The sequence below is a fragment of the Viridibacillus arvi genome, from assembly GCF_001274945.1.
GTDB lineage: Bacteria > Bacillota > Bacilli > Bacillales_A > Planococcaceae > Viridibacillus > Viridibacillus arvi.
Genome location: NZ_LILB01000005.1, coordinates 7,070 through 14,524, shown reverse-complemented (window position 1 = coordinate 14,524; position 7,455 = coordinate 7,070). Strand labels below are relative to the sequence as shown.

9 protein-coding genes are annotated in these 7,455 nt (G+C 32.4%); 4 read left to right on the top strand and 5 right to left on the bottom strand.

Translation table 11 applies throughout. From position 1 onward, the window contains the following. Nucleotides 1-199: 199 nt before the first annotated feature. Nucleotides 200-745 (top strand): GrpB family protein, encoded by a 546-nt coding sequence (locus AMD00_RS09470; RefSeq protein ID WP_053416843.1) that lies wholly within the window; start codon nt 200-202, stop codon nt 743-745. 278 nt (nt 746-1,023) lie between these two features. Here AMD00_RS09470 and AMD00_RS23975 read toward each other — a convergent pair whose 3' ends face one another. The 5 genes from AMD00_RS23975 to AMD00_RS09450 all read right to left on the bottom strand — a co-directional run bounded on the left by AMD00_RS23975 (nt 1,024) and on the right by AMD00_RS09450 (nt 4,404). Next, nucleotides 1,024-1,326, bottom strand: coding sequence for a YdeI/OmpD-associated family protein (locus tag AMD00_RS23975; RefSeq protein WP_245639488.1), 303 nt, complete (start codon nt 1,324-1,326; stop codon nt 1,024-1,026). A gap of 113 nt (nt 1,327-1,439) precedes the next feature. Beyond that, the gene (locus AMD00_RS23970) at nt 1,440-1,592 is read right to left on the bottom strand and encodes a hypothetical protein (RefSeq protein ID WP_245639487.1); all 153 of its coding nucleotides are present in this window, start codon (nt 1,590-1,592) and stop codon (nt 1,440-1,442) included. Continuing rightward, nucleotides 1,577-2,509, bottom strand: a complete 933-nt coding sequence (locus tag AMD00_RS09460) for an alpha/beta fold hydrolase (RefSeq protein ID WP_053416842.1) — start codon at nt 2,507-2,509, stop codon at nt 1,577-1,579. The genes AMD00_RS23970 and AMD00_RS09460 overlap by 16 nt, the downstream gene beginning before the upstream one ends. Nucleotides 2,510-2,601: 92 nt before the next feature. After that, a complete protein-coding gene (locus AMD00_RS09455) occupies nt 2,602-3,531 on the bottom strand; it encodes a helix-turn-helix transcriptional regulator (protein WP_053416841.1) in 930 nt (309 codons plus the stop codon). A gap of 225 nt (nt 3,532-3,756) precedes the next feature. After that, nucleotides 3,757-4,404: a hypothetical protein gene (locus tag AMD00_RS09450; protein WP_157059225.1), complete on the bottom strand. Its 648-nt coding sequence runs from the start codon at nt 4,402-4,404 to the stop codon at nt 3,757-3,759. A gap of 402 nt (nt 4,405-4,806) precedes the next feature. Between AMD00_RS09450 and AMD00_RS09445 the strand changes: the two genes are divergently transcribed. From AMD00_RS09445 to AMD00_RS09435, 3 genes are all read left to right on the top strand, one after another. Next, nucleotides 4,807-5,271: a tetratricopeptide repeat protein gene (locus AMD00_RS09445; protein WP_053416839.1), complete on the top strand. Its 465-nt coding sequence runs from the start codon at nt 4,807-4,809 to the stop codon at nt 5,269-5,271. Nucleotides 5,272-5,637: 366 nt separating this feature from the next. After that, the gene (locus tag AMD00_RS09440; protein ID WP_053416838.1) at nt 5,638-6,051 is read left to right on the top strand and encodes a DUF3888 domain-containing protein; all 414 of its coding nucleotides are present in this window, start codon (nt 5,638-5,640) and stop codon (nt 6,049-6,051) included. Nucleotides 6,052-6,361: 310 nt separating this feature from the next. Beyond that, nucleotides 6,362-7,294 (top strand): zinc-binding dehydrogenase, encoded by a 933-nt coding sequence (locus tag AMD00_RS09435; protein WP_053416837.1) that lies wholly within the window; start codon nt 6,362-6,364, stop codon nt 7,292-7,294. Nucleotides 7,295-7,455: the final 161 nt, after the last annotated feature.

The window sequence follows — 7,455 nt, the reverse complement described above, 5'->3', positions numbered from 1 at the left end:
ACTCCATTTGCGGAGTTCAAAAGGCATTTAAGGATTAAATAATAACTTTATTCTTATTGTGCTAACGGGGCAGGTTAATCCGACAACGATAACGCTCTTTTTTGTTGAACTTATTAAACTAATGAGGTAGGTTTGTAGAAGAATGCAGGTACAAAGATTTTTCTGAAACTAAAAAATTAAAAACCTGGGGGAAAGTAAAATGAAAGATATTCATGATGAAAGCACCTGGCCCGTTTGGGCTAATGAGACAATAGACATTGTCGAACCAAATCCCAAGTGGGTAGAAAAAGGTATTCAGGAAAAAGAACTTCTGCTTAATCTTCTTTCAACTTTCGGCATAAAGGAAATTCAACATTATGGCAGTACATCTATTCCTAATTTACCAGCTAAACCCATCATTGATTTAATGGCTAAAATTGATTCATTTCAAAAAATTAAAGAAATATCTTTATGGTTAGCTAATCACGACTGGCATTATGTACCACCTAACATAGATAATCGACCTTGGCAAAGGTTTTTTGTGAAAGTAATTAACGACAAACGAGTAGTACATCTACATATTTTACTTGAGGGAGAAGAACGGTGGGATAATCAGTTACTTTTTCGTGATTTATTACGGAATAATCAGCAGTTTATTGATGAATACGCTATTCTTAAAAGAAATTTAGCAAAAAAATACAGCAATGATCGTGAAGCGTACACTAAAGCAAAAACAGAATTTATCAATAATGTTCTTAAGTCTTAGTTGTGAACTAATATAAGTTTGTGAATAAATGTACTTAAACTAACGGGTGCTTTAATTGAAGATTCGCAACCAGAAATAATCAATCTTTATTATAAAAACCAAACTAGATAAATAAAGAACCAACTGTTTTGATCAAACTTTGTTTCAAAACAGTTGGTTTCTTTCTGTATAAAATCAGCGTTTGCAACTTACTTTTAATCGAACTTTATTCAAAAGCTACATATTCTTCTCTCTAAACAATCCAGGTATATATAAATTAATGCTGTTGATTGATAAAACTACGGTCTTAACATGTCTCCCTCTTTCCATGAATCGATTAATCGATTCAATCTTCTTAGCCTAGTTTCTTCTTTTTTGGCACTCATTACCCACCAAATAGAATCTCTTTTGTAAGAAGCCGGAAGCTGATTAAAGAATTTCCAAGAATTTTGATTTTTTTTAATTTCATCCTCATATTCTTTTATTAAAGTAACGTTCCTATTAGCGGAAGAATAACCTGTTTGATCATTTCTTTGATTAAAAATAGTCAATCCTTCAGGCTTCATTTGATTAAGTTCTATTAATTTATGCACCTTTTGCACGTTAACTTTACTCCAGAGGCTATTAGACTTACGTGGAGTAAAGCGGATTTTATAGCTATCTTCATCAACTGTTTTTCGTATCCCATCAATCCAACCAAACGACAGTGCACAATCTACTGATTCTGACCAAGTAAGACTAGCTTTATTGGTCTTTTTTTTGAAAAAACTACCCAAATCTCACTAGCTGTTTGGTGATGAATATCTAACCAATCAATAAATTCTGTTTGATTAATAAAAAATAAAGCTTCACTCATTTTATCAGCCATTTTAAAATCATTTGATTAAGCTCTTCAGGTCTTTCTTCTTGAATCCAATGACCAGTGTCCAAACTCTTAACGTCTATATTAGGTACAAAATCTTTTATATTTTGAAGTGGCGGAATAATATCTTTCTCGCCATATACCATCAATGTTGGCTGATGAATAATAGGAGAGACGTCACCTAATAAATGCCAATTACGATTTAGATTTCTGTACCAATTGATGCTTGGAGTGAAACCTGTCTTATTGAACCCTGAGATATAAACAGAAAGATCTTCATCACTCATAACAGGTTCACCTAATGGCTTGGTTGCTTTAGCTAGATTAATCATTTCCATTCCTTTACCAGGAACTTGTGATGGAGCATTCTTTCGATATAAGTTATTAAGAAATTGTGATGAATTTTCATCTAGTATAGCATCTGCAACACCTGGTTGTTTGTTAAAGTGAACAAAATAGTAATCGTCTCCAAAAACTTCTTCCATAAAATCAATCCAAGGTTTCTCTCCACGAACTTGATAGGGCAAGCATAAGTTAATCATTTTACGAACACGTTCTGGGTGCAGCAAAGCCATGCTCCAAACAACACTTGCACCCCAATCATGCCCCATAAAAATGGCATCTTTGTACTGATAGTGATCCAATAGAGCAACAAGATCACCGGTTAAATGTTTAATATCATATTTTGTAACTTCTTTGGGACAAGAAGATTCTCCATATCCCCGTTGATTGGGAATAATAACGTGATAACCTGCTTCTACAAGAGGAGTCACTTGATGTCTCCAAGAATAGGCATGTTCTGGCCATCCGTGGCAGAGAACGATAGGTCGTCCCCAATTTTTTTGTCCAGCTTCAAAAACTTCTAGTTTCACACCGTTAACTGAGATAAGTGTTGGTGTTGGAAATTCATAATTGTTTGTCATTTAACGTTCCTCCTAATTAAAATAAAGGTGTCTTACAACAACAATATTATCACGGTGATTTGACAACAGTCTGTCAACTTTGAGAGACGCAATTAACGATATTTTTCAGCCATCAATCTGAGTTTTGAAGCAATTGCTTCACGCATTTCTTTTGGAGCTAAGACCTCTACATGCTCTCCAAAACTAAATATGAGAGAGAACAACCATTCTTTTTCGGGGAGTGTAGCTTTAACAAGAAGTTCACCTGTTTCTAACACCGAAATATCTTCTTTATTAAAAATATCCTCCACACGAGACTGCATTATAGAGGAAATTTTTAAGACAATTGTTGTCATTATTGTTTGCTCATTTAATAATGTCCTAATCTCATGATACGATTTTTCTCGACGTTCAAATGATTGATTTTCGATATAACAATCACTTATACGGGAAACTTTAAATATTCTGAAATCTTCTTTTGAAAGACAATAAGCAAATAAGTACCAAGTATAATTTTTAAATATGAGTGACATAGGTTCAACTCGTCTTTTACTGACAATATTATTATAATTTCTGTAGTCAATCATCAGTATATCAGTCTGTGTAATAGATTTTCTTAGCGTTTTAACTAATGACTTTTGTTCTAGAGATTCTCCAAAAGGATGTAAATCAATGATGATTTGTTCCATATGCAGCTTTAGTTCATCTGCCTTGTTTTTAGGAATGATATTTTCTAACTTTTCTATGGATGATTCTAGCTCAATGTCGTCAACCGTGGAATTAATATCTTTGAGAACAGAAAGAAGGGAGGACAGATTATTAAGAGTCAGTACTTGATGATTTAATTTATAATTTTCATAAATGCTGAATCCACCATTGTTTCCAGAGTGGGAAATGATAGGAATTCCGGCTAGATTGATTGTTTCAATATCTCGGTAAATAGTCCGAACCGACACTTCAAATTTTTGAGCCAATTCATTGGCTGTTACACGATTTCTATTAAGTAACATCACAATAATGGTTAACATACGTTCTATTTTCATTTTGTTCTCCTTAGATAAGGTTTCTTTTCATTCTACACTACACAATATGATGATACATTAAAAAAACTTTTCAAAAGAACTAATCTTTCATATACAAAAATATTATTCAAGACTTGTATGCTTAGAGGTTCTTTTTTTACGTAACAAGTATGATAAAAGAATACTCAATACTTTTGATTGAGAAATTAAATCATGATATACTTTAAGTGCGAAACGTTATGAAATTTAGCAAGACAACACGAAAGCCAGTCCTACAGCGAATAGGACTGGCTTTTTTTTCGTTTGTTGCGAAGCCAAACGCGTGTTCAATACATGCGTCACACCATATAGTTCACCTTTTCCATTATGATTAATTGCAAAGTCTAAATCATTGATAATTTGCTTCATGTATTCGAATGCAATACGCGTATTTTCATCAGTAGGTGCCCATTGATTAACTAAATCTGTTGATTCCATTGCTTCACCATTAGGATCTAAATGTACCGTACGGGCAGCTTGCTTATTAGATTTATAACTTGTTAAAAGGAACAAATTTATATAATCTTTTTCCAATTCTTTATTTCCTTTAATTAAATGGATTGGTGATTCATCATTGACTACTAGTGACTTCAAGTAATACTCGAAACCTTCATCGTTACTCGCTTTTTTCAATTTTGGGTCGTTCATCGGTTCGGAAAGTAATACGTTCATCTTTGAAACCCATTCTCCGATTTCAGCATTATAAATTTGGGATTCAGATGCTTCTACAATGTTGCTATTTGTTGAGTCATCTTTGTCGCTTGAATATTTAAGAGCCCCATATTCACGAACTCCAAGTGTGGCAATAAGTATAACGGCAATAGCAGCAGAACCGAATAAGATTTTTCTTTTCATTCTCAACACTACTTTCCCTAATAAAGTTAGTATAACCAATAAGAGGGGCTCTTACAAAAAAACGGGAAAGGGATGGAGAAGTAATTGTAATTGAATGATTTAATTGTATTTTCTAAATAAAGATAAATTTGATTAGTAATGATATTACAACTCTTATTCAACTAACGGGTGCTTTACTTGAAGATCATTGAGTTGCATATGCAGCTCTTTTTTTATTGAACTAACGGGGCAGTTTAATTGAAGAAGGATTTGTTATGGTACATCAAGAAAATCCTGTTTATATCACTTCATAAATTAACGAGAAAGATCACTACATCAGGAATAATTTAATAATAATTGTAAATATTTACAAACTATCTTACAATAAGGTGGAGTGAAATTGATAGAATAGAGGAGATTATTATGAAAAAAAGAAATTTCATTATTATTTTTGTAACTTTAATTTCTGTAGTTAGTTTGTATCTTCTATTAGATTTTGAAAAGGATTATAGTCAGCTTTCAATTGAAGAGTTACACCATTTGGCACAAAAAGAAGACGCAAAAGCCCAAGGAATGTTAGCCTACTATTATCAAGAAGGTATAAATGTAAATATTAATTATGAAGAAAGTTTAAAATGGTATTTAGAAAGTGTTAATAATGGAAATACAACAGCTATGGTCAACTTAGGTTATCTTTATGGAAATGGAATAGGTGTAGAAAAAGATTTAACAAAAGCATTTGAATTGAATTTAAAGGCTGCTAATAGTGGAGACTCAGCTGGGATGTTTAACGTAGGTAAGAAATATGAGATGGGTATTGGAATAGCTAAAGATACTTTGAAAGCTAATTATTGGCTGGAGAAATCCAAATTATCAAAGGGGATATAAAATAATAGACCTGTTGCAATTGAAACTTACAATGCTTCTTTCTTGATCAACAAACAGGAGCTTTACTTGAAGATCATAGAGTTGCATATGCAACTCTATTTTTTAAAGACTGTCGAAAAATTAAAGACGTAAAGATTTAACGTTGTTCATCTGGGAGACTACTACGAAGAAAATAAAAAAGGGAAAGTTACTATACGTAACACATAAAACTTCTTCTTCAACTAACGGGTGCATTAACAAAAAGTTATTGAGCTGCATAGTTAGCTCTTTTTTTTCTTATTCAATTTATGGGGAAGGTAAGTTGAATAAGAATAATTATGGATGTCAATGAACAAGATACCTATAAAATAAATAGTAGGTGTTTAAATGAAAAAAATGTTTACATTTATTATCTTTGTTATTTTAACTACAACATCGGCTATAGCGTTTGCTAACCTTCCTACAAATACAAAAGCTACAAGAGAAAATTTGTTAGAAGATGCGGTAATTGACCTTTTACGACCACAGATTGGAAAAGTGATAGAAAACCATTATGGAACAACCTTTGAAATTGGAACTTTCTGTGAAAGAATTATTGATATAAAAAAGCTGGACCATCCAGGTTCTTGGCTTTTTCAAACTAAGCTGGAATTTACAACATTTACAGGAGCTCATAACTCTTTAGATGTTTTTACTGTTACGTTAAAAAAAGATTGGGATTCAAATGATTGGATAATTAAGGAATACAAAGTGAGGAAGTTTGACCCTGAAAAAAATAATAAATGTAGAAGTCCAGCGTAAGAGTAACTTCCTTGTTCAACTAACAGTGCAGATAAAATGAAATCAAATAAGAAACTCGATCCGTTAGCCATGGGTCGAGTTTTTTAGTTTAAATTTATTTAAGGCTGTTTTCTCAAGGATTTGTGTTGTTCAACTAACGGGGCAGTTTAGTTGAAGAAGAGGAATAGATAAAAGGCTCTTTTCGTAAGGTTTGTTGCTTTCTAAATAAAATAAGGTTTTTTTACATTTTTATGGTATTTTATTTACAGGAGCTTATTCAACTATAGGGGCAGATTAGTTCAATAAGAATTTCTTGAAAGAAGGTAAAATAATGAAACAAGAACAAAATTCACTGGTGTTGTATGGAAAAAGAAAGCTGAAATGGATACAAAATAATATACCCCCTCTTGAAAAAGATGAAATCCTAATAAAAACTATTGCGGGTGCAATTAGTATTGGGGCAGAACTGCCACAATATATGGAAAGTGATTTTACTGATAAATCTCCTATTTATCCGAAAGAGACTGGGTATGAAAGCTATGGTGAAATTATTAAGATAGGTGATAATGTTAAATCATTAAATCTTGGAGACAGGGTAGTAGCATTTTATGGGCACAAGGATTTTGGAGTAATTAAAGAATATAAAGCTATTCCAGTTCCTAAAGACATTCACTATTCCTACGCATTACTCACTATTTTATCCTGTGACTCGTCAAAGGGTGTCCTGAAACTCAAACCTAAAGAGTCAGATAGAGTAATAGTAAGTGGAATGGGGACAATAGGACTTTTAACTCTATATTTCTTAAAACAAAAAGTAAAAGTTCAACATGTGGATGTAATAGAACCGAATACCTCAAGAGGGAAATTGGCTAAGCTGCTGGGGGCAGACTCTGTTATTAATTATGGATCTGCATGCCCAAGAAATCATTATGATTATGGATTAGAGTGTTCAGGACATAATGATGCATTTAATATATTACAGAAATCACTAACGAAAGAAGGCAGTATATGTATTCTTTCAGATGGGAATAAAGAGAGGTTTGAATTACAACCTGAATTTTATGAGAAAGAACTAAAAATTGTTGGTTCAAGTGACGGTTGGGATTATAAGAAGCATTCCGAATGGTTTATTAATGAAGTACGAAATGATACTAAATTAAATAAAATATTCGAGAAAAAAATAAAAAAAGAGGAACTGATTAGCTGTTTTGAGGACATAGCTGAAGGAAAAATCAATCCTTTAAAGGTCTTAGTAGAATACTAAATTGCATTATGGCATTTTGCCGCTACTTCACGGCGAATCGTAACATAAGTAGGTGACATTCTTTAGTAAGAAGTGTTTTTCTTGTTCAACTAAACCAGCTAATAGAATGTCAAGTTATACATTTTTAATCGAAAAATACTTCATGTTATACTAAAAATGTT